The organism is Lysobacter sp. CFH 32150, assembly GCF_022758295.1.
In the GTDB taxonomy this organism is placed as follows: Bacteria; Pseudomonadota; Gammaproteobacteria; order Xanthomonadales; family Xanthomonadaceae; genus CFH-32150.
On sequence record NZ_JALDWJ010000009.1, the window covers coordinates 105,740 to 125,922 of the forward strand.

Consider the following 20,183-nt stretch of genomic DNA (forward strand, 5'->3'; position numbering starts at 1 on the left):
GAAGCTCCAATAATCAGTGAGTGTGTTTGTCTTGCCGTGGTCGCGATGACCAATGCACATGGATGACCTTCCATCCATCGGTGGATTTGCGCAGCACCAGTGTCTCTGCGCTGGTCAGCTTGACCGACTGGCCGTTGGACTCGCCGTCGATGGACGACTCAGTGGCCACCCAGGCCATGTCGCCTAGTCTGTCGCCAGTCTGACGTTGCACCACGTACTTGGCGTGTCTCAGGAACTCCACGTCGGCTTGTAGATGGTGCGCGGCGTACTCGGCGCGGGAACGTTCTGCGCCGCCACTTTCCAGGATCAACACTTCGGGGTCGAGTAGCGCTTGGACCTGCGCGGCATCGCCGGATGACAGCGCGGCATGCAAGGCTTTTGCTGCGGCTTCCGGCGATCCCGTCGCTGACGTGTCATGCAGATGCTGCTTGCCGTCGGCATGGGGATGCATCTCCGGCTCCGGCCTGGCAGCATGCGAAGGCTCGCTGGACTCCTCATCGTGCTCGTCATGATGTTCCGGCTCACCGGTTTCTCCGCCGCCGTGCGAATGCCCGCCACTCGTTGCGACGGTCGCGCGGTATTGCTCGGCATTCAACTGCGGCAGACTGCGGAGGAACGCCACCATGCCCCAGATGTATTCGTCCTCCATGCTCTTGCCCCAAGCTGGCATGGCGGTCGCTTTGATGCCGTGTTTGATCACCCAGAAGTCTTCGGCGGGGTTTTGCGCGGCACGTTTCGCAAGATTCGGTGGGGGCGGATACAGCCCCTTGCTCAGCTCCGTTGGGGGCATGCCGGGCGCCAGGTGGCAGCCCGTGCACATTGCATCGTAGTTACCGGCGCCAGAACGTATCCGGGTCTTGTCATTCAGATCCGGAACGCTGATCTCATCGCTACGGGCCTCGATCGAGCGCTCCCGTGTCACTTCCAGCAGTGAATGGACTAGGCGGTAATGCGGATCATCAGCACCGATGTTATAGATCCCGGAGTAGATGAACGCGATCGCGAGAACGGCCACGATGAGGGCAGCAAGCAATAGCCGGACGGACAATTTCATGTGTCCACGAGCTCCAGTTGTTTCAACGGATGTTCCATGAAATGACATTGTGAACGCCGCCGCGCCACGCTACTCCTCCCTAAGTGGCCGCGCCATCTCGGCATTTTGATCGGCGCTGGACGACATCGAGCGCCGAAGAACACGACAAGCCCTGAAGGCGGCGAGATCCGGGATCAATATAGGCAGGGACATATCGATGGCTTGACTCTGGACTAAGGTCCAACCTGCAGAATCCGATCAGGTTCCCCGGACAATCGCCCATGCATATCGGTCAATTGGCCCGCGAAGCGGGCGTTCCCATCGATACGGTGCGCTATTACGAGCGCAATGGCCTGCTACCGCTTCCGGCCCGGCGCGCATCTGGCTATCGCGACTATCGGCCGGAAGATGTCGCGCGATTGCGCTTCGTGCGCCGGGCCAAAGCGTTGGGATTCACCTTAAACGAGATCCGCGAGTTGCTCGCACTGTCGGATCATCGCGACGACGACATGGCGACTCTCAAGGCGGCGGCCACTGCCAAGTTGGTCGACATCGACCACAAGCTCGCCGAACTCTCCCGCATACGCGCGGGGTTGCAAACCCTGGTCGCGGCCTGCCCGGGGCACGGGGCGCTCAAGCAATGTCCAATCCTCAATGCGCTAGCAGAGGAAATGCATGAACAATGATCACGACCATTCTCCAGTACGGAGCGCCCACACTGTGATCGATCCGGTGTGTGGCATGTCGGTCGATCCCTCGAAGACCGCTCATCATGCCAAGCATGCGGGCGCCGACTATTACTTCTGTTCGGCACGCTGCCGCGAGCGGTTCGTAGCGGAACCGACGAAGCACCTCAGACCATCGAGCGGGGCACCTGCAGAGCCATTGCCGACCGGCACGATCTACACCTGCCCGATGCATCCGCAGATTCGCCAGCCCGGACCGGGCACATGCCCGATCTGCGGCATGGCGCTTGAACCGGAAATGCCAAGCCTGGAGGAGGAAGACAACCAGGAGCTGAGCGACTTTTCGCGTCGCTTCTGGTGGACGTTGCCGCTGACCGCGCTCGTGCTGGCGCTGGCGATGCTGGGTCCTCGCATCTCCTTCCTCACGACTGAGGCGCGCATCTGGGTCGAACTGGCCCTGGGCGCCCCGGTCGTCCTGTGGGCCGGTTGGCCCTTCTTCGAACGTTGCGCCCAGTCGATTCGTAACCGCAGTCCCAACATGTGGACGCTGATTGGCATCGGTGTAGCGGCGGCATTCGGCTACAGCGTCGTGGCGACCATTGCCCCGGACTTGTTCCCGGCTTCGTTTCGCGAACACGGCCGCGTCGGTGTGTATTTCGAGGCTGCAGCCGTCATCGTGTCGTTGACGCTGCTCGGCCAGTTACTTGAGTTGCGCGCGCGTTCCAAAACCTCCGCGGCGATCAAAGCATTACTGGGGCTGGCACCGAAGACGGCACGTCGTATCAACGACGACGGCAGCGAGGAAGACATTCCGCTGGAGCATGTCCACGTCGGCAATCGCTTACGCGTCCGACCAGGGGAGAAGGTGCCCGTGGACGGCGTGGTCCTCGAAGGCCGCTCCAGTGTTGATGAGTCGATGCTGACCGGCGAGCCCATCCCGGTCGAAAAGACGCACGGCGCACGCGTCATAGGAGCGACGATCAACGGCACCGGCAGCCTGATCATCCGCGCGGAGAAAGTCGGTTCGGAAACGGTGTTGTCGCAGATCGTGCAATTGGTGGCGCAGGCGCAGCGTTCTCGGGCATCGATGCAGCGCATGGCGGACAAGGTGGCGTTCTGGTTCGTCCTCGCGGTACTGACTATCGCCGTGCTGACATTCTTTGGCTGGGGCCTGTTGGGCCCGGAACCATCCTGGACCTATGCCGTCCTGAACGCGGTGTCGGTGCTGATCATTGCCTGTCCCTGTGCGTTGGGACTGGCGACACCGATGTCGATCATGGTCGCCACCGGACGCGCAGCGCAAAACGGCGTGTTGTTCCGGGATGCCGAAGCCATCGAACAGTTGCGCATCATCGACACGCTGATCGTCGATAAAACGGGCACCCTGACCGAGGGGCGACCGGCGTTCCGCGATAGCATCGTGGCCGAAGGCTTCACCGCTGAGCAAGTGCTGCAACTGGCGGCGAGCTTGGAGCAAGGCAGCGAACATCCGCTCGCAGAAGCGATTCTGGCCGAGGCCAAACGTCGCAATCTGACACTGGAGCGCGCCGAGGATTTCGATTCGGTGACCGGCATGGGCGTGCGCGGACGCGTCGCCGGAAAGGCACTGGCACTCGGCAACAGAACGTTGATGGCCGAAGTCGGCGCTGACATCACACCCGTGCTGGAAAGTGCCGAACGGTTGCGCAAGGAAGGCGCTAGCGTGATGTTCCTGGCGGTGGAAGGCCGTCTGGCAGGTGCGGTGGCCGTCGCCGATCCGATCAAGGCGACTACGCTGCCCGCCCTAAACGAATTGCGGGCCGCGGGCTTGCACATCGTGATGGCCTCAGGCGATGCACAGGCCACTGCAGAAGCCGTGGGTCGCACGCTCGGGATTGAAGACGTGCGTGGCGAAGTGCGACCAAAAGATAAAGCCGAACTGGTGCAGCAGCTCAAGGCGCAAGGCCGCCGTGTGGCGATGGCCGGTGACGGCATCAACGATGCTCCGGCGTTAGCCGCCGCCGATGTCGGCATTGCGATGGGCACGGGCACGGACGTGGCGATGTCGAGCGCGCAGGTAACGTTGGTCAAAGGTGATCTGCGGCGCATCCTGCGAGCACGAGAAATCTCGGATGCCACTGTCGCCAACATGAAACAGAACCTGGGTTTTGCGTTCCTCTACAACGCCATCGGCGTGCCTATTGCTGCCGGCGTGCTGTACCCAGTGTTCGGCTTGTTACTCAGTCCGATGATTGCGGCGCTTGCTATGAGCTTGAGTTCGGTATCCGTCGTGACCAATGCGCTGCGCTTGGCGCGATCACCGTCATCGCGGAGTCAGGAACACGCCTTCAGAGAAAGCAAGCCAGCCGCTTCCTGCCACTGATACAGGTGCCTTCGCGCTGCCTAGGCAAACATCGGTGCACTCTTATTCCGTGCGATGGCGGGATGGACGCGCCCAGGATTGATGCAGTGCAATGCAAATTTCAATGTTTCGCTAACCCTGGAGTAGATCCCTTGTCTTGAGTAACTCCACCATTCCAATCTTCGAAGGGATAGGTGGCGGCATTGCTGAATCTTGATGTGGTGTGCAGCGTCTGCTGACGCCTTATCGGCATGGCGATGTGAACCTGGCCTCAGTGTGGGAATGCTCACGCAATGCCGGGTGGCCGGACGTAATCGTAGCCGTCGCTCTGCTGGCCATGTTTCTCGGCTCGGCAATCCGCATTCTCGGTGCGGCATGGAGCGGGGTTCCGGCAGTTTTCAAGCTGACCATTAACTTGTGTCCGCTTTGGCCGTGAGCCGCCCTTCGTCAGGCCTCGCAGCCATTGCGCGTTCGCTTAGCCGTTGACAATGCCCTCGGTGACGATCAGCAGAACAACGCTATTTGCGTCAAGCTGATGCTCCGCACGCAACGCAGGATTCGCGGCCAGATGCAGTAGGCCGGCGAGGCCGGCCGCGCCGGACTCGGTCGTTGCGGGTCCCATAGCTTCGCGCAATGCTTGAGGGGCAGTGCGGAGTTCGTCCTCGTCGACGACTACGGCACGGGCGTCGTGGCGCTGCAGAATTTGCAGCGCTGGCGCCGAGGCTAGCCCGCACGACAGCATCGTTGCCGATGTGCGCAGCTCTCCCGGGATGTGCACCGGATGTCCGACCGCCAATGCGTGAGCCACACATGCGGCGGACTTTGGTTCGACGACCACAATCCGATGCGGTGCTTGCATCAGATCCATCAGTCCATCCGCCATCGCCGCGGCGAGGCCGCCAACACCGGCTTGCACCAACAGGTGACTGGGGCGGGTGTTTCCTTCTGCACGAAATTGCGCGACCAACTCGCGCGCGATCACTGCGTACCCATCCATCACGTCCTGGACGATCGTGTCATGCGGATCGGAGGTCGTGTCGGGAATAAGCAAACCTTCACCGCTTCGTGCTGCCTCGGCTGCAGCGCACACGGCGTCATCGTAGGTTCCGTCAATCCAGACCACTTCGGCGCCAAAGGCCTCGATGCGCTGCGCCCGCGCCGAACTTACATCTACCGGCAGATAGACACGGGCGCTCGTCCCTGCGCGGGCGGCGGCGGCTGCAACAGCGAGGCCGTGGTTGCCGTCGCTGGCACAGATCAATCGCGGCAACGGCGCGCGCAAGTCATGGCCGAGATCATGCGGAAATACTGCGCCTGCAACGCGGCCGAGCGCCCGCAGGCCGGCGAACATGCCGCCCAGTGCCTTGAAGTTGCCAAGCGGACGCTCAGCTTCCACTTTCACGAAGAGGCGAGCCACGTTGGCGCGACGGGCCAGTGCAGGCAGCTCCAGGAGCGGTGTCGGCTGGTAATCCGCCCAAATCTGCGCGGGATCCCAGGTCAGTTCGGTCGAGGTATTGTTCATGCCGCCAGTATGGCGAGGGCGGTCGCGGATCGGCCGCAAGATTGCATGCTCGTTCGCGGAAAAGCGGCGCTATGACCGCCCCAAAACCGTGTGGCGCGCCTACGACGATGTCACTCGGTGTCCTCCAGGGGAATCGGGATAGTCAGCCCACGCTTGACCACGCTCAACGCCACATTGGTTGTGAATCGTTTCACGTTGGGATTCTCGCCGACCATGCGCGACATCAGGGCGTCGTAGGTTTCGGTATCGGGCGCGGTGATGATCAGCACGAAGTCGGCTTCGCCCGTGACGTAGAACGCCTGCTGGATGTGTTCCTGTGCCGCCAGCCATTTGCGCAACTGCGCCAGCAGTTCTGGGCGCTCGCGTTCGACCTGCAGCGAAACGATGAAGAAGGTCGGTCGCCCCACCTTGCGCGGATCGACCACTGCCGCGTCGCGTGTAATGACGCCTTGCTCGCGCAGGCGGCGTATGCGGCGCTGGATTGCGGAGGGCGACAGGGCGACCTGCTCCGCCAGGCGATCTGCCGTCTGTCCAGCGTCCTCCTGCATCAGGTTCAGCAGTTGGCGATCGAATCTATCGAGTTCCATGGACTTTTGTTTCCGGGCGATGGGCGGCCACTGCGCAGAAAAAACGCGCAAGCCGGGTGCAGATCGCGGCCATTCGACAACACGGCGTCTCTAGCATCCTAGCCTCACCGTCGGGACAAAGGCCAATGGATTTTTCGAGATTGCAGAACTTCATCGAGCAGCATTGGAAGGCTGACGTTATGCCCGCGTTGCTCGACTACGTGGCGATTCCCTGTCAGTCGCCCGCATTCGATCCGGAATGGGCGGCCAACGGCCACATGGATCGAGCCGTGCGATTGATGACGCAGTGGACGCGCGCACAACTTGCTGACGTGCCAGGCGCGAGCGTCGACGTGGTCACTCTGCCGGGACGCACTCCGGTGATCTTCGTCGACATTCCCGGCGATGACGGCGCGCCCGTGCTCATCTACGGACACCTCGACAAGCAACCACCCATGACGGGATGGACGAACGGGCGGAGCGCCTGGCACCCGTCGATCGAAGATGATCGGCTATACGGTCGTGGCGGCGCTGACGATGGCTACGCGATCTTCAGCGCCATCACCGCAGTACGGGCACTGCGCGAGCAGGGGCAGGCACATCCGCGGTGCATGATCCTGATCGAAGCTTGCGAAGAATCGGGTAGCGCGGACCTTCCGTACTACATGAACCATCTGGCGCCACGGCTCGGTGTTCCGGCCGTCGTGATTGCGCTCGACGCGGGGTGTGGAAACTACGACCAGCTGTGGCTGACGACGTCATTGCGAGGCCAGGTGGCGGGCGCCCTGACCGTGCGCGTGCTCAATGAAGGCGTTCACTCCGGCGACGCATCGGGTGTGGTGCCGTCCAGTTTCCGGATCGCGAACTACTTGCTCTCGCGCCTGGAGGATCCTGCCACCGGCGAAATAGCACGCGAGTTTCATGTGAGCATTCCCGATGCGCGTCGTGCGCAGGCAGCCCGGGCCGCGGCCGCGCTCGGCACCGGCTTCCATTCGGCGTTACCGTTTCCGGAGGATATGGCGCCGGTTCACGATGACGTGACCGAGCTTGTTCTGAATCGCTCGTGGCGACCGCAGGTGGCGATCACCGGCATCGACGGCTTTCCGAGCGTAGCGAACGCAGCTGCGGTCATGCAGCCGGTGACCGTGCTCAAGCTCAGTCTGCGGCTGCCCCCGACGCTCGATCCGCAGGTTGCTGCGCAGCGCCTCAAGGCACTGCTCGAAAGGGATCCGCCGTACCAATGCAAGGTTTCGTTTCGAATCGACATGGTGTCCCAGGGCTGGCATGCGCCTGTGGCACAGCCGTGGCTGCAGGCCAGCCTTGATAGCGCCTCAAGCTGCGTGTTCGGCGTACCCAGCGCGCCGATCGGCGGTGGTGGCGGCATTCCATTCCTGGCCATGCTGGGCGACCGCTTTCCCGACGCACAGTTCGTGGTGACAGGCGTGCTCGGTCCGCAGTCCAACGCGCACGGCCCGAACGAGTTCCTGCATATCCCGTACGCAAAGCGCATCACCGCCGCGATGGCGCTGCTGCTGCGAGATGCATGCGTGATCGCCTCCATGCCTGTAACCAGCGATCTGCAAGACGTGCAGGCGAGCTGAACCATCGCGCGACCCGATCTGATCTCGTCATTTCTCCTTTCTCACTGGATCTCTTTCACACCATGAAACTCCTCTATCAAACCCATTCCCCCTACGCCCGCAAAGCCCTGGTGTTTGCTCACGAAGCCGGTCTCGCATCGCAGGTCGAAGTGATGCACCACGAGACCAGTCCGACCAATCGGAACGAACAGGTCTTCGCCGAGAATCCGCTTGGCAAAGTGCCGGTGCTGCTGCGACCGGGCTTGTCGCCCATCTTCGATTCGGACGTGATCTGCGCCTACTTCGACACGTTGCACGATGGTCCGAAGCTGATCCCGGTCAACGGCGAGGCCAGATGGCACGTGTTACGCGTGCAGGCGGTAGCGCAAGGGCTGGCCGACGCCGGCATAGCGGTGCGCTGGGAAACGGTCCGTCGGCCAGAGGCACTGCGCTACTCACCGCTGCGCGACGGCTACGTCGAGAAGATGATCGCCAGTTACGACTGGCTGGAGCGGGAGCTGGACGTCGATGCCGCGGTTCATGTCGGCCATATTGCCGTTGCCACCGCACTAAGCTGGATTGAGTTCCGCGAACTGCCGGACTTCCGCGAGAAGCGGCCGCGCCTCTCCGCCTGGCTGGATGCGTTCGAGGCCCGGCTGTCGATGCGTGCCACGCCACTATCGGGGGAAACACAGGATTAGCAGTCTGCTGTCAAGCGAAGGCAATTCGCGTTCCGCTTATCCAAGTGTTGCGTATGTCCGCTCTGGCCGTAGTCGATTTGGGTGGATCGAAAGACCGCTACCGGCCGAAAGCGGACATCCGCTTACTGGATGTCATCCACGGCAATGGTGATTTCGATTTCGTACGAGCCGCTCGTGTCGGAAGGGTAGGTCGCGAACGCCAGTGTCGTGCGCTCCCCGTCGACGATGTTCTGCCAGCGGTAGCTTCCCGTTTCGCGCTTCCAGCCTTCAAGCGTTTCGGCGCCGCGGGCGATGAGTTCCAGAAGTTCGGCTGGCGTGGTGCTCGATGTGACGCGGTGGCGCGCACGCCAGTTGCGTTCGTCGCCGACGGAGATGAGTTGTTCGAAGGCAATGTCCTTGGGCCACGCAATGGCTTTCTCCAGCGCATTGGGCATGTTGCGATCGGCCATCCGGGTGCGGACGAAACCACCTTCTGGGTGCCAGTCGTACTCGAGGTGCAATGCCGTAGCGCGCGCCTTCTCTTCGCCGCGCAGTTTCGCCACGAGATGCAAGGCCGCGTCGATGCCGGAGGACAAACCGGCGGAGGTGATGTACTTGCCGTTGTCCGCCCAGCGTACGTCGCGCACCACGTCAACCTTGGGGTACATGTTCGCCAGGCCGTCCAGCGCCCTATGGAACGTGGTCGCCTTGAGTCCGTCCAGCAACCCGGTCCCGCCGAGGATGTACGCGCCGGTGCAGACCGACAGGACGTAGCGTGCCGACTCCGAGCGCGTGCGGACGAAGTCCAACACCGTTTTGTCGTGATGCGCCTCATGTACCTCACCACCAGGAACCAGCAACACATCGAAGCCCGGCGCGTCGGCAAAGCTGTGGTCCGGGGTGACGGTCAATCCCATGGCGGTCTTCACCGGTTTGCCGTCATGCGAGACGGTCACCACGCCGAAGCCGGCGGTACCGAAGACTTCGTACGGCGCGGAGAAGTCGATGATCTGGACACCATCGAAGAGGAGGATGCCGACGCGCACCTCGGGTTTTGAATGCGGCGCATGGGCGGCCGATGCCGGCCGCGGAACAACGAGCGAAAACAACATCACCACAGCGATCAGTAAGGCGCGCATGGGAAGCCCCCGAGTTGGAATGCCGCAAGCGTGCGCAAGGCGTGCGCGCAAAAGCGGACAACGAACCCGCGCTTTCGGACATCCGCGCGGCTGCGGCAACTCAAGGCGCGCTGAAGCGTTCCCGATAGTCGCTGGGACGTACGCCCAGCTGGCGCGCGAACGCCCGCCGCATCGCCTCGTCCGATGAAAAGCCGCAGTGGGAAGCGATCCGCTTCAAGTCCTTGTTCGTACTCTCCAGCAACGGCTTCGCGGCCTCGACGCGAAGTTGTTCGATGTACTTCTGCGGTGTCGTGCCGAAGACGGCCTGAAAACGCCGACCGAACTGGCGCGTGCTCATGTGCATCCGCTGCGCCAGTTGTTCGACGTCCAGCCGCGCGCGCAGGTGCTCGCGGATCCACGCCGCCAGTTGCGCGAACTGATCCGGCAGATCGAGCTCTTCCAGCTGACGGCTGAACTGGCTTTGCCCGCCGGAACGCTTGCACACCATCACCATGCGCTTGGCCACCTTCAGCGCCAGCGGCAGTCCGTGGTCCGCGGCCACCATCGCTAGTGCCAGGTCCATGCCTGCCGTGATGCCTGCCGACGTCCACACCGATGCGTCGTGCGTGTAGATCGCATCCGGCACGACGCGGACCAGCGGATAACGCTGCTTCAATTCCGCAACGTCCAGCCAATGGGTGGTGGCTTCGCGCCCGTCGAGCACGCCCGCTTCGGCCAACAACAACGCGCCGCTACAGACGGAGGCGACGCGGCGCACCCGCGACGATACGTGCTTCAACCAGGCAACCAGTTCGGCGTCGGCGCGCACCCGATCCAGCGCATCGCCCATGCCGCCACTGACCAGCAGCGTGTCCACCCCGTCCGGCATGTCCGCGCACGCCATGTCGGGCAGCAGTCGCATGCCCGACGCCAACGTGACTGGTCCCGGTTGCTTGGCGATCACCTGAAGGCAGTAGAGCGGGGGGCTTTTCGGATCGTCTTCCTGCGCCTGGCGGCTGGCGAGGGCAAACACCTCCAGCGGACCGCTGATGTCCAGGGACTGGGCGTCTGCATAAACCAGCATGCAAATGACTTTGGGCATGGCGCTTGAAAGGAAATGCGGAGCAGGTTGCGAACAATGCCGCAAGACAACCGGATTGACGACTGGACGTCGCCTCCGCCACGTCGATGCCCCGGTTGTCGTCCGGGCAAGGCCCGTGTCATCTCACGTTGATGACAACCTTGCCTTTTGCACGCCCCGTTGCCAGGTAGTCCATTGCTTCGTTGGTCGCTTGGAACGGGAAGATCCGATCCATGACCGGCCGGACGACGCCAGATTCGATGAGCGACGTGATCTTGCTCAACTGCTCGCCGTTGGCCCGCATGAACACAAACGAGTAGCTGACGCCGTGCCGCTTGGCCTTCCTCCGGATGCCGGAGCTCAACAGGCGCGTGACTTGCTGCAGGAACCAGTTCAACCCGCTTTCTTTGGCGAATGCCATATCCGGCGGACCGGAGATGGAAATCAGTTTCCCTCCGGGCTTCAGCACCTTGAGGGACTTTTCGAGCGTGTCCGTGCCCAGGCTGTTCAAGACCACGTCGTAGCCATTCAGGACCTGCGAAAAATTCTCTTTCTTGTAGTCGATGACGACATCCGCGCCGAGACTTCTGACCAGATCGACATTCGCCGTGCTGGTCGTCGTCGCCACCGTTGCGCCGATGTGCTTTGCCAACTGGATGGCAAACGTGCCGACCCCGCCGGAACCGGCGTGGATCAGAACTTTCTGTCCCTTTTTCAGCTGCGCGCGTTCGATCAATACCTGCCACGCGGTCAGGCCCACCAGCGGGATGGAGGCGGCCTCTTCCATGGTGAGATTCTTGGGCTTCAGCGCAACGTCGGCTTCATTCATGGCGATGAGTTCAGCGAACGTCCCGATCCGGTCCTGGTTCGGCCGTGCATACACCTCGTCGCCAGGCTTGAACCCTCGGACCTTGGCCCCGACACGGACCACGACCCCAGCCACGTCGTTGCCCAGGATCAGCGGCAAGCGATAGGGCAGGATGAGCTTGAACTCGCCATCCCGGATCTTGGCATCCAGCGCGTTCAAACCGGCTGCGTGGATGGCGACCAGGACATCATGGTCGCGAACTTCCGGCTCCGGCATTTCGCCGAGGCGCAATGCGCTGTTGTTTTTGTAGCGATCGACGATGAATGCCTTCATGACTGCTTCTCTGGGTGTGTGAAGAAGAGTCGAGTCGGGGCATCGAGTCGCAGATCCTTTCGAATGCCAGCGTCCACCAATCGAGCCGGCGCAAATCTGCGAAGCAATCGCAGGCGATTCGCGAGCCCGCCGGCCGTGTACCGGAGTTTTGGCTGGACGGCGATGGCCGCTTGCAGCACGACGTCGGCCACAACGGTCGGCTCCTCAGCCGTTGCCATTACCTTTTTGAGCACTTTGTCGAGGAGCGCTCGAACCTCGCGATACTCATCGAGCTTCGCATCGGGAGCCAGGAAGTTCGTGTCGAACTGCGTCTTCGTGTAGGCGGGCTCGATCACCGAGACCCGGATGCCTCTTGTGCGCAGCTCGTGATCGAGCGACTCCGAATAGCCTTCAACCGCATGCTTGGTTGCGGCATAGAGCGCCCCGTAAGGCATCGGAAGGAAACCAAGCACAGAGCCGATGTTGATGATGCGGCCGTTTCCCTGACGTCGCATGTGCGGCACGACGGCACGGGTCATGCGGATCAGTCCGAAGAAGTTTGTTTCAAAGATCGCCTTGGCCTGCTCGATCGAACTCTCTTCCGCTCCGGCGGGCGCAACGCCGAAGCCGGCGTTGTTCACCAGCAGATCGATGCGGCCTTCCAACCGGATCAGCTGGCTGACGGCAGCTTCGACTGATTCGTCGCTGGTCACGTCGAGCGGCAGCATGTGGAACGATCGCTTGCCCTCTTGCGCACCGCGTCGACTGGTGCCGTAGACCTTGTAGCCAGCCTTCGCGAGCCGCTCCGCGGTGGCCTGGCCGATGCCGGACGAGGCGCCCGTGACGAGCGCGATGGAACCTTTGATGTTCATTGGGATGCCTTCAGTCGGAGAGGGGAAGTTGTGCTGCTTTTATGATGATCGTCATATTCAAGGACGAGCGCGCAGACGGGGTTCCAAGTGGGGGTCAGTTCTGGTTCGGAGCGAGGTGCTTCAGCGCTGCCTTGCGCAGCGCATCGGAAAGCCTGGGCTCGTCGACGGCACGCGCCAGCACCAGTGCGCCCACCATCGTCGCGACGGTGAAGAGGGCGCGCTCGTGTGCGCCCGGCTGCCCCCAGTCGGGCGACTGGCGGGCGACGAGGTCAATCATCTCCTTGATGCGGCGCGTGGCGGCGCGCCTTACCTCAGGCGCCTGGCGTGGCATCTCCGAACCAAGCGCGGCAGTTGCACAACCAGTCTCAATCGCCTCGAGGTGCTCTTCCGAGAGATAGGCCCGCATCATGGCCGGGAGCGCCTGCTGCGGTGGCGAGCTGGCGGCGATGCGCTCCATCATCTCCACGCTTTCACTGCCGGCACGGTCGGCGGCCTCGGCGAGCATCGCCTCGCGCGACGGAAAATGGGCGTAGAAGCCGCCGTGCGTCAGACCGGCGGCCTTCATGATGTCGGCGACGCCGGTGCCGTTGTAGCCACTGCGCCGAATGGCGCGCGCGGCGGCGTCGACGATGCGATCGTGCGTAGCTTCCTTGGATCTGGGGGCGGCTCGTTTCATATGATTAACATCATATTAAATTCCGAGGCGCGGCGCAAGGGGGCCATGCGGCAGGTTGGGCAGGGCTTTTTTTGGCGAGCTAAGCGACGATCGCTTCAAGCCATCTAGTGACCATCTCAGCCACGACGTCGCCCTTCTCGCGATGCGGCACATGCCCGCACTGCGGAAGGATTTCGATGGTCGAATGCCCAGCCGTCAGCTCGCCGATACGCTGGGGGTGGCGAATGGAGCCGAACTCATCGCTGTCGCCATGGATGGCAAGCACGGGGCAACGCACGCGACGCAGGTCTTCGTCCAGATTCCAACCGGCGAAGTCAGGAGCCAGCCACGTATCGATCCACGCACTCAGAACCCAGGCTGCCTTGTCCCCGTGATGCTTCTTCAGGCGATCAAGTTGGCCTTCCGAAACGAAGGCCCGCTTGGCATCGAGGATGCCCGCGATCGTGCGATCTTCGACGAACGCCTGGGCGGATTCCGTGATCAGGGCATGGCACTCCTGCGTGTAGGTTGCCGCACACGCAACGGCCATGCCGCCGCCGACGCTGTGCCCGAATGCGATGAAACTTTCGATCTCCAACTGTTCGCGCAGCGCGGAAAAAGCACCTTGTGCCTCCTCGCGAACAAAGTTGCCATCCAGCGTGCCCGGATGCGGTTCGGACTTGCCGAACCCAAGGCGATCGTAGGCGATCACATCCCTGTCGGTCGCACGGGCAAGGCGCTCGGGAAAATCGCGCCACAGATCCACGCAGCCCAGGGAGTCGTGAAACAGCACGATTGGGGCATTGCCATCTGGAGCGCTGGTCGCATGGTTCCAGCGCTTCGCAAAGATCCGACCCTGGTGGGTATCGACCAGGATCTCCTGGGCATGGATGGCACGCATTGAATTCCTTCAGGACATGGTAGTCAGGAGCAATGGCGTCCTGTCGCCGGCCACTGATTTTCGCAGTGGTCGCAGTCGCCAGCCACTCGACCGTGACTTCCGACCGGCGCGGCCGTCACGGTACTCGACCATGCTCGGGCTTCATCTCCCCGGAACTCGCCATGACCTTGCGTCCGCTTGCCCTAGCCCTCGCCTTGACCCTCGCGGCCACGGCCGCCCCCGCCTTAGCCCAGGATGCGACGCCCAAAGCCACGCAATCGCAGTCGGGCAAGGCCGCGAAACTCACTGCGCTGTACGAGCAGTACTGGGAAGAGAACCTCAAGCTCAATCCGGTCGCAGCGACCTTCCAGGGCGACCCGCGCTACAACGACCAGCTGCCTGATTTCGGCTCGGCGCAATACCGCAAGCAGATGCACGACTTCACCACGCGCTGGTTGAAGACCATGGAGGACATCGGCCCGGGCGGACTCGAAGGCCAGGACCTGCTCAGCTATCAGATCTTCGTCGCTGACGCGAAGGATTCGCTGGAAGGCGAGCAGTTCCCCGACTGGATGATGCCGGTCAACCAGATGGGCAGTCTGCCCAGCTTCGCCGTGCAGCTCGGATCCGGCACCGGTGCGCAGCCGTTCAAGACGGTCAAGGATTACGACAACTGGCTCAAGCGCGGCGACCGCCTGCCGGTGTTGTTCGATACCGCCATCGCCAACATGCGCGAAGGCATCAAGGCCGGCGTGGTGCAGCCCAAGGCGCTGATGGTCAAGGTGGTCCCGCAGCTGGATGCGCTGATCAAGGACAAACCCGAGGACACGTTGTTCTGGGGCCCCATCAAGAACTTCCCGGCCGATTTCTCCGCGGCCGACAAGGAGCGCCTCACCAACGCATATCGCGCCATGATCGCCGACAAGCTCATGCCGGCTTACAGGAAGCTGCGCGCCTTCATCAATGACGAATACCTGCCCAGGACCCGCGACACCTTCGGTCTGGACAAGCTGCCCAACGGTGAAGCGTGGTACGCGTTCAATGCGCGCCAGAGCACCACCACCAACAAGACGCCTGACGAGATCCATCAGATCGGCCTGAGCGAGGTCGCGCGCATCCACGGCGAGATCCAGAAAGTGATGGACCAGGTCGCCTTCAAGGGATCGCTGCAGGACTTCTTCAAGTTCATGCAGGACGACCCGCGCTTCGGCTTCAAGAGCGAGGACGCGCTGCTCGCCCACTACCGCGCACTTGAAGCCAGGATCAACAAGAAGATCCCGGGGCAGTTCTCGCTGATCCCGAAATCGCCGTTCGAGATCCGCGCGGTCGAACCCTTCCGCGCCAAATCGGCAGCCGGCGGCGAGTACCACGCGCCGAGCGAGGACGGCAGCCGCCCCGGCATCTTCTACGTCAACACCTACGACCTGCCGACGCGCAAGACCTGGGATGCGGAAGACCTGTACCTGCATGAAGCCATCCCCGGCCACCATTTCCAGATCGCGTTGTCGCAAGAACTGACCGGCTTGCCCAAGTTCCGCCGCTTCGGTGGCGAAACCGCGTTCGCCGAGGGCTGGGGTTTGTACTCCGAATCGCTCGGCAAGGACCTGGGCGTCTACACCGACCCGTACGACTACTTCGGCTACCTGCAGAACGAACTGTGGCGAGCAATCCGGCTGGTTGTCGACACCGGCCTGCATAGCAAGGACTGGTCCCGCGAGCAGGTGATCAAGTACATGCTCGACAATTCCGCCGAAAGCGAAACCCAGTCCACCGCCGAAGCCGAGCGCTACATCGCCTGGCCGGGCCAGGCGCTGGCGTACAAGATCGGCGAGCTCAAGATCCAGGAACTGCGCGACCGCGCCGAACGCGAACTCGGCGACAAGTTCGACGTCCGCGAATTCCACGCCGAAGTGCTGAAGGATGGCGCGGTGCCGCTGGATATCCTCGAAGGCAAGATCGATCGTTGGATCGCTTCGAAGAAAGCCTGATCGCGCGCTGCGGATGCATGGAGGAAGGGCCGGCTATGCCGGCCCTTCTGTTTGTGGGGCAGTCCTGCTCATCCGAGGCCGAAAGCGGACCTTGACGGAATGAGCGCTGACGACCCATAGCGGTCATTCATCGCTGATCTCGTCCTGGTCAACCCGCGCACTATCATGAGCGATGGAATCCTCGGCCAGAGACTGGCCAGGGGCTCACATCATGGCGCGATTGAAATAGGTCGCCTGCTCGAACTCAGCGATGTTCGCGGCAATGCGGGGAAGTAGTGGAAACATCTCAGTCAGCTCGCTGACGATGGCCTTCGACAAGACAGCGCGTTGCTCGACACTGCGCCCCTGCATGATCCAGGCGAAGGTGTGAATGAAATCTTCCCGCCCGCTGCCAGCAGCGTAGACCCCGAAGGGGCGTATACGGATCTTGATGTCCGATTCTTCGAACAGCCCTGAAGCACTCACCACTCGACGCAGCCGGGTGATGATCGATTCTTCGTCATGAATCTGAAGTATTCCCTGAGAACAGTCGACTACGAAGTGCGGCATGATGGCTTCATCGGTTGAAGAGTGAATCGAGGGGCGCGATCGCTTCCGAGCGAAACGAGGCAGGGTTCAATCAAGCCGGCGCCACACGGAAACCGGGATGCTCCCATCTACCCGGGGCGGCACCTTGTAACGCAGCTCGGCGCCGTCCAGCTTGTACTGGCGCCTTTGGGTCGTGCCTTCCCAGTTGAGGAAGGACGAGCCTTCGATCGAGAACACCAGCATCCCTGCGCGTTCGTCGATCGTGATCGTCCCGTAGTGGGTACTGCTGCCCATGACCGCGGACCTGAGTTCGTCGACGCTGCCATCGGCCTTGCTGTCGCTGGCGAAACGCAGGCGTTCGGACTTGAAGATCTGCAGCGAATACTGCCCCTTGGCATCGACGACGAGCCTGCCCTTCGGGTTCTCGCCGTAGTCCCGCGTCGTCTCGCCATCCGGCAAGACCTTGTCCGCGGCGACCAGGGTCCAGGTGCCTTGCAGTGGGAACCCGCGTGTGGGCACTTGCGCGTCACTCGCGGCCATTCCCGCCAGCATTGCGACGAGTGCGCCGGTCAGTAGTTTCATCAGAGTGAGTCCTTATGGATCGGGGATCGACCGGTCCATCCTAGGCCGCTTGATAGATATGAGAAATGCATTTACAAAGATATCTGTCATTTCAAAATCGAATCCATCCATATGAAGGCGATGGACGTGGACGCGGTCAGGGCTTTCCTGCTGGCGGCCGACTTGCAGAGCTTCACCCGGGCAGCCGACGTGCTGGGCACCACCCAGTCCGCAGTCAGCCTCAAGCTACGGCGCCTGGAAGGGCAACTCGGCCGCCGCCTGCTGGAACGCACGCCGCGGCATGTTCGCCTGTCGGTCGAGGGACTGGCCTTTCTCGGCGTGGCGCGCGAACTGGTGTCGTCCCACGACCGCGCGGCCGCCGCCTTTGAGACCGAGCAGCGCCGGTTGGCGATCGGCATCAACCAACAACTGGTCGGAAGCGAACTTCCGTTTCTGTTGCGGCGGATGCGGGACCACGATCCGAATCTACTGGTCGAGATGCGCATCGCCGGCACCAACGAACTCATGCGAGGCCTGGAACAGGGAGAACTCGACGCCGTGTTGGTGCTGCGCCCCGAGGATCGCGGCAAGCGGGGCAAGGCGGTGTGCGCGGAAACCTTTTCATGGTTCGCGGCGGCCGGCTGGGAGCCGCGCGCCGGCCAGCCGTTGCCACTGGCGACGCAAGGCGAGTCGTGCCGCGTCCGCATCGAGGCGGTACGCGCGCTTGATCGCGCCGGCATCGAATGGTGCGAAGTCTTCGTCGGCAAGGGCGCCGCGATCCTGGGTGCCGCCGCTGTCGCCGGCCTCGCGGTGGCGGTGCTGGCGCGGCGCGCGGCGCCGCCGGTCACAGTTGACGTCAGCGGGCTCCTGTCGCTGCCGCCGATTCGCTCGCAGGACGTGATGCTCTATAGCAACCTCAGCGACCGGCGAACGCGCAATGCATTGCGCGTTCTCTCGCTGGCCTTTCAGTGAAGGAACTGAGTCACGGGGCAAGAGTGGGTTGTGTCAGCAATGACTCGCTACCCATATGGAACGGCAACGACAGTTGCCTCTTATGTGGACTGATCGTGCTGTCGTCAAACCGCATGACCGCTTCTGGCCGTAAGCGAGCAGACGAACAGCCCCAAGAAGCCTCGCAGTGCGGGGCCTTTTCATTGCAATCAAGATCATGCTGGCCGCCAACACCTATGGAATCACGAAGCTTCCTTCGGTGATGGTCTGATTGCCGCTGACATCGATGGCCAGCACTTCGAACAGATGCGTGCCCTTACCGAGCGAGGCAGCGAATTCAAGCGGTAGGGTCACCTGGGTACTCGAATCCGGAAGCGTGACCTGGAAGGTGTCGACGATGACCTGGTAGCCCACGATGTCGATCGGTCGCGCGGGGAAGCCGCTCGGTGTGCTTGCGACCGGGAGCCAGCTGATGGTGATGCTGTTGCCCACGACCTGCGTCGAGACAACCGGTGCAGCGGGGACGGCATGCGACAGTGTGGCGTTGCGGCCGAAGGGGACGTCGTCGACCGTGCTGCCGGTGAAGCGGTAGCGCCCTTCCGGGAACTGGCCCAGCAGTTGGTTCAAGGGGACGTCGTCGAGCGACGGTTCGGCGCCCTCGAAGAACAGTTCGGTCATGCCCAGTTCGGCGTAGGGTCCACTGCCTTCCACCATGAAGATGGGGGTGCCGCCCGGGTTGACGATGGCGATGTCCTTCCAGTCTTCGCCGTCAAGGAAGACATGGAAGCCCAGATCGTTGGCCGAGGCGTTGAACTCGATGTAGATCCGCGCGATGGCGAGCTTGGCGGCCCAGGTCGCAGTGGTTGGGCCGAGGACAAGTATCGCGACCGCGAGGGCGGATAGCAGACGTGTGGGTCGCGTCATGGCGATGTCTCCTGGTAATAACAGGAACGACGCCTGGCGCCGGCGTAGTCGGGACATCGCCCGTCTGGAGTGGGCGCGCAGGAACAGCTCTTTGTTGCCGACCGGGAGTCCATCGTGGTCGCCATGTCGCACGGCTGCTACCTCGAGGCGATGGCCTCGGGCCCGGCGACGACATTAGGGAACGTCGACGGGGAATGCAGCGTGAAGCTTCCATGAAATCAGATGGCAACGCTGACTTTGTCGGCGTGGCGCAGCGCCGTCGCTTAAGCCGCAACGGACGCTGTCCTTCCCGACATGTGCCGGTCCGAGCTGCATCAAGCGGTCACACGCGCGACGACTTTGCGTACCCACGGCGCAATGAGGGTCACGGCAACAAACGCGATGGGCCAGGTGGTTGCACAACTCCTGGCCCACTTCGCCAGAAACCCCGGGTGGATTCCCTGGCTAGTCGCCAGGACGAAGGCAGACACGATGGCGACCATGACGGCCGAGAGAAGCGCGCCGAAAACGATCGGCGCAAAACGAGCGGGGATACGCATGACATTCTCCAGTTGGAAGTTGTTGATTGAATAAGTGTGTTGTTGCGAAGCCCGCAATCACGGCATGCACAACGCCTTAGCAATCCAGCCTGCTGCGTACAGACCGAGGCCGAAAATCGCGTGCGTGACGAGGCTCTGGAATCGGGTGGCGGCAGGGCGCGGCGTGCGGCTTCCGGCAATGCCCGCACCCATGCCCGGTTGCATCACGAAGAACGGCGCCGCGACCGTGCCGATCCCGACGATCAATGCAGGTCCGAGCGAGGGGTGTTGAACCCACGCTAGCCCCCAGATGCCAAGCAGGATGGCGGCGAACGCAATGCCGATCAGATAGTGGGCGGTCCATCCGATGAGGCCTTCGCCCTTCACGGGTAGTGCTGCCGCGATGGCGTCATGGCGAAAGCGCCCTCGCGGCATGTGCGCCAGCCAGCGGCCCACCAGGCGATAGTTCGGAGGAGGGATGTTGAGCAGGTACTTCCGGGCGATCGCCCAAAGGTCCACCGCCGCCGTCGCTCCCACTCCGGTGAGAAGGGTGCAGATCAAATAGTCCATGACCATCTC

20 protein-coding genes and 1 pseudogene are annotated in these 20,183 nt (G+C 62.5%); 7 read left to right on the forward strand and 14 right to left on the reverse strand.

The genetic code is table 11. From position 1 onward, the window contains the following. Positions 1–13: 13 nt before the first annotated feature. Positions 14–1,054: a DUF4440 domain-containing protein gene (locus tag MO486_RS13280; RefSeq protein WP_242908569.1), complete on the reverse strand. Its 1,041-nt coding sequence runs from the start codon at positions 1,052–1,054 to the stop codon at positions 14–16. Between the two features lie 260 nt (positions 1,055–1,314). Between MO486_RS13280 and MO486_RS13285 the strand changes: the two genes are divergently transcribed. The 3 genes and pseudogenes from MO486_RS13285 to MO486_RS16515 form a co-directional block, all read left to right on the forward strand. Beyond that, positions 1,315–1,719 (forward strand): heavy metal-responsive transcriptional regulator, encoded by a 405-nt coding sequence (locus MO486_RS13285; RefSeq protein ID WP_242908572.1) that lies wholly within the window; start codon positions 1,315–1,317, stop codon positions 1,717–1,719. A gap of 55 nt (positions 1,720–1,774) precedes the next feature. After that, the gene (locus tag MO486_RS13290; RefSeq protein ID WP_242908979.1) at positions 1,775–4,081 is read left to right on the forward strand and encodes a heavy metal translocating P-type ATPase; all 2,307 of its coding nucleotides are present in this window, start codon (positions 1,775–1,777) and stop codon (positions 4,079–4,081) included. A gap of 208 nt (positions 4,082–4,289) precedes the next feature. Further along, a pseudogene (locus tag MO486_RS16515) lies at positions 4,290–4,496 on the forward strand (hypothetical protein); the annotation flags it as partial. Between the two features lie 39 nt (positions 4,497–4,535). Here MO486_RS16515 and MO486_RS13295 read toward each other — a convergent pair. Then, positions 4,536–5,582: a pyridoxal-phosphate dependent enzyme gene (locus MO486_RS13295; RefSeq protein ID WP_242908574.1), complete on the reverse strand. Its 1,047-nt coding sequence runs from the start codon at positions 5,580–5,582 to the stop codon at positions 4,536–4,538. A 110-nt stretch (positions 5,583–5,692) separates the two neighbouring features. Then, positions 5,693–6,169, reverse strand: a complete 477-nt coding sequence (locus tag MO486_RS13300) for an Lrp/AsnC family transcriptional regulator (RefSeq protein ID WP_242908576.1) — start codon at positions 6,167–6,169, stop codon at positions 5,693–5,695. A 140-nt stretch (positions 6,170–6,309) separates the two neighbouring features. Between MO486_RS13300 and MO486_RS13305 the strand changes: the two genes are divergently transcribed. Together MO486_RS13305 and MO486_RS13310 are read left to right on the forward strand one after the other, a co-directional pair. Then, a complete protein-coding gene (locus MO486_RS13305; protein ID WP_345779214.1) occupies positions 6,310–7,749 on the forward strand; it encodes a M20/M25/M40 family metallo-hydrolase in 1,440 nt (479 codons plus the stop codon). A 62-nt stretch (positions 7,750–7,811) separates the two neighbouring features. Next, complete coding sequence (locus tag MO486_RS13310; protein WP_242908578.1) at positions 7,812–8,429, forward strand: glutathione S-transferase; 618 nt, start codon at positions 7,812–7,814, stop codon at positions 8,427–8,429. A 122-nt stretch (positions 8,430–8,551) separates the two neighbouring features. Here the strand turns inward: MO486_RS13310 and MO486_RS13315 are convergent, their stop codons facing one another. The 6 genes from MO486_RS13315 to MO486_RS13340 form a co-directional block, all read right to left on the reverse strand. Beyond that, positions 8,552–9,547: a DJ-1/PfpI family protein gene (locus MO486_RS13315; protein ID WP_242908580.1), complete on the reverse strand. Its 996-nt coding sequence runs from the start codon at positions 9,545–9,547 to the stop codon at positions 8,552–8,554. A 100-nt stretch (positions 9,548–9,647) separates the two neighbouring features. Beyond that, positions 9,648–10,610, reverse strand: coding sequence for a helix-turn-helix domain-containing protein (locus tag MO486_RS13320; protein ID WP_242908582.1), 963 nt, complete (start codon positions 10,608–10,610; stop codon positions 9,648–9,650). A gap of 136 nt (positions 10,611–10,746) precedes the next feature. Continuing rightward, positions 10,747–11,748, reverse strand: a complete 1,002-nt coding sequence (locus tag MO486_RS13325) for an NADP-dependent oxidoreductase (protein WP_242908584.1) — start codon at positions 11,746–11,748, stop codon at positions 10,747–10,749. Beyond that, positions 11,745–12,599, reverse strand: coding sequence for an oxidoreductase (locus MO486_RS13330; protein ID WP_242908586.1), 855 nt, complete (start codon positions 12,597–12,599; stop codon positions 11,745–11,747). Before MO486_RS13330 ends, MO486_RS13325 begins: the two co-directional genes overlap by 4 nt. A gap of 94 nt (positions 12,600–12,693) precedes the next feature. Beyond that, entirely contained in the window at positions 12,694–13,275 is a 582-nt protein-coding gene (locus MO486_RS13335) for a TetR/AcrR family transcriptional regulator (RefSeq protein ID WP_242908588.1), read from the reverse strand. A gap of 79 nt (positions 13,276–13,354) precedes the next feature. Beyond that, positions 13,355–14,155: an alpha/beta hydrolase gene (locus MO486_RS13340; protein WP_242908590.1), complete on the reverse strand. Its 801-nt coding sequence runs from the start codon at positions 14,153–14,155 to the stop codon at positions 13,355–13,357. 161 nt (positions 14,156–14,316) lie between these two features. On the opposite strand from MO486_RS13340, the gene MO486_RS13345 reads away from it, so the two are divergent. Further along, a complete protein-coding gene (locus MO486_RS13345; RefSeq protein WP_242908598.1) occupies positions 14,317–16,122 on the forward strand; it encodes a DUF885 family protein in 1,806 nt (601 codons plus the stop codon). Positions 16,123–16,326: 204 nt separating this feature from the next. Here the strand turns inward: MO486_RS13345 and MO486_RS13350 are convergent, their stop codons facing one another. After that, a complete protein-coding gene (locus tag MO486_RS13350; protein ID WP_242908600.1) occupies positions 16,327–16,671 on the reverse strand; it encodes a hypothetical protein in 345 nt (114 codons plus the stop codon). Positions 16,672–16,737: 66 nt separating this feature from the next. Next, a complete protein-coding gene (locus tag MO486_RS13355) occupies positions 16,738–17,232 on the reverse strand; it encodes a lipocalin-like domain-containing protein (RefSeq protein ID WP_242908602.1) in 495 nt (164 codons plus the stop codon). A gap of 111 nt (positions 17,233–17,343) precedes the next feature. Here MO486_RS13355 and MO486_RS13360 point away from each other — a divergent pair, with 111 nt between their 5' ends. Then, on the forward strand, positions 17,344–18,183 hold the full coding sequence (locus MO486_RS13360) for a LysR family transcriptional regulator (RefSeq protein ID WP_242908604.1): 840 nt from the start codon (positions 17,344–17,346) through the stop codon (positions 18,181–18,183). 213 nt (positions 18,184–18,396) lie between these two features. On the opposite strand, the gene MO486_RS13365 is transcribed toward MO486_RS13360, so the two are convergent. The 3 genes from MO486_RS13365 to MO486_RS13375 form a co-directional block, all read right to left on the reverse strand. Continuing rightward, positions 18,397–19,086, reverse strand: a complete 690-nt coding sequence (locus MO486_RS13365; protein WP_242908606.1) for a hypothetical protein — start codon at positions 19,084–19,086, stop codon at positions 18,397–18,399. Positions 19,087–19,400: 314 nt separating this feature from the next. Next, positions 19,401–19,625 (reverse strand): DUF2798 domain-containing protein, encoded by a 225-nt coding sequence (locus MO486_RS13370; protein ID WP_242908608.1) that lies wholly within the window; start codon positions 19,623–19,625, stop codon positions 19,401–19,403. A 57-nt stretch (positions 19,626–19,682) separates the two neighbouring features. Further along, positions 19,683–20,174 (reverse strand): DUF2938 domain-containing protein, encoded by a 492-nt coding sequence (locus tag MO486_RS13375; RefSeq protein WP_242908610.1) that lies wholly within the window; start codon positions 20,172–20,174, stop codon positions 19,683–19,685. Positions 20,175–20,183 lie beyond the last annotated feature (9 nt).

Excerpts from the sequence above, each read along its gene's own strand:
- MO486_RS13280 (WP_242908569.1), bottom strand. The coding sequence starts at position 1,054 with ATGAAATTGTCCGTCCGGCTATTGCTTGCTGCCCTCATCGTGGCCGTT.
- MO486_RS13285 (WP_242908572.1), top strand. The coding sequence starts at position 1,315 with ATGCATATCGGTCAATTGGCCCGCGAAGCGGGCGTTCCCATCGATACG.
- MO486_RS13290 (WP_242908979.1), top strand. The coding sequence starts at position 1,775 with ATGTCGGTCGATCCCTCGAAGACCGCTCATCATGCCAAGCATGCGGGC.
- MO486_RS13295 (WP_242908574.1), bottom strand. The coding sequence starts at position 5,582 with ATGAACAATACCTCGACCGAACTGACCTGGGATCCCGCGCAGATTTGG.
- MO486_RS13300 (WP_242908576.1), bottom strand. The coding sequence starts at position 6,169 with ATGGAACTCGATAGATTCGATCGCCAACTGCTGAACCTGATGCAGGAG.
- MO486_RS13310 (WP_242908578.1), top strand. The coding sequence starts at position 7,812 with ATGAAACTCCTCTATCAAACCCATTCCCCCTACGCCCGCAAAGCCCTG.
- MO486_RS13315 (WP_242908580.1), bottom strand. The coding sequence starts at position 9,547 with ATGCGCGCCTTACTGATCGCTGTGGTGATGTTGTTTTCGCTCGTTGTT.
- MO486_RS13320 (WP_242908582.1), bottom strand. The coding sequence starts at position 10,610 with ATGCTGGTTTATGCAGACGCCCAGTCCCTGGACATCAGCGGTCCGCTG.
- MO486_RS13325 (WP_242908584.1), bottom strand. The coding sequence starts at position 11,748 with ATGAAGGCATTCATCGTCGATCGCTACAAAAACAACAGCGCATTGCGC.
- MO486_RS13330 (WP_242908586.1), bottom strand. The coding sequence starts at position 12,599 with ATGAACATCAAAGGTTCCATCGCGCTCGTCACGGGCGCCTCGTCCGGC.
- MO486_RS13335 (WP_242908588.1), bottom strand. The coding sequence starts at position 13,275 with ATGAAACGAGCCGCCCCCAGATCCAAGGAAGCTACGCACGATCGCATC.
- MO486_RS13340 (WP_242908590.1), bottom strand. The coding sequence starts at position 14,155 with ATGCGTGCCATCCATGCCCAGGAGATCCTGGTCGATACCCACCAGGGT.
- MO486_RS13345 (WP_242908598.1), top strand. The coding sequence starts at position 14,317 with ATGACCTTGCGTCCGCTTGCCCTAGCCCTCGCCTTGACCCTCGCGGCC.
- MO486_RS13350 (WP_242908600.1), bottom strand. The coding sequence starts at position 16,671 with ATGCCGCACTTCGTAGTCGACTGTTCTCAGGGAATACTTCAGATTCAT.
- MO486_RS13355 (WP_242908602.1), bottom strand. The coding sequence starts at position 17,232 with ATGAAACTACTGACCGGCGCACTCGTCGCAATGCTGGCGGGAATGGCC.
- MO486_RS13360 (WP_242908604.1), top strand. The coding sequence starts at position 17,344 with ATGAAGGCGATGGACGTGGACGCGGTCAGGGCTTTCCTGCTGGCGGCC.
- MO486_RS13365 (WP_242908606.1), bottom strand. The coding sequence starts at position 19,086 with ATGACGCGACCCACACGTCTGCTATCCGCCCTCGCGGTCGCGATACTT.
- MO486_RS13370 (WP_242908608.1), bottom strand. The coding sequence starts at position 19,625 with ATGCGTATCCCCGCTCGTTTTGCGCCGATCGTTTTCGGCGCGCTTCTC.
- MO486_RS13375 (WP_242908610.1), bottom strand. The coding sequence starts at position 20,174 with ATGGACTATTTGATCTGCACCCTTCTCACCGGAGTGGGAGCGACGGCG.